The sequence below is a fragment of the Treponema sp. R6D11 genome, assembly GCF_054786075.1.
In genome coordinates this window covers 1-372 of sequence record NZ_BDHD01001160.1, presented here as the reverse complement: position 1 = coordinate 372, position 372 = coordinate 1, and the positions used below count along the sequence as shown (strand labels likewise).

Annotated in this window: 1 protein-coding gene; it reads left to right on the top strand. The window is 52.2% G+C overall.

Translation table 11 applies throughout. The annotated features are described in order from the left end of the window. Positions 1 to 112 precede the first annotated feature (112 nt). Positions 113 to 372, top strand: a 260-nt coding sequence (locus ACYVTD_RS17925) for a hypothetical protein (RefSeq protein WP_461248967.1), incomplete at its 3' end; no start/stop codon positions are given.

Sequence of the window (372 nt, the reverse complement as noted above, 5' to 3'; positions counted from 1 at the left end):
TACTTGTAACGCACATAGCCAGGCCATGGACAACCGAAAGAGTGCGAAGGGTGAACAAAAGGGAAGGCTATCAAGGGATAGGGATTTATAAACCTGCGGAGGTACTGGAATTATGAAAACCGTAGCGGACTACTTAAACGATCCCCGGATTCTGAACGATCCGGCAATGGCGGGGGCGCTTGAACCGATCCGAAGGATTCACGCCATCAGGTTAAAGATGCAGGATGAAAGCGCCGGGATGACCGTAGAGGAAAGATCGGCTATGCACAAAGAAAACGCAAACGCTTTTTTTGCCAGCCTGGGGCTGCCTCCCCCGCAATACGTCAATATGACAGGCCAGGGGAAACTAAAGCCCAGGGCGGCAGGCATAAC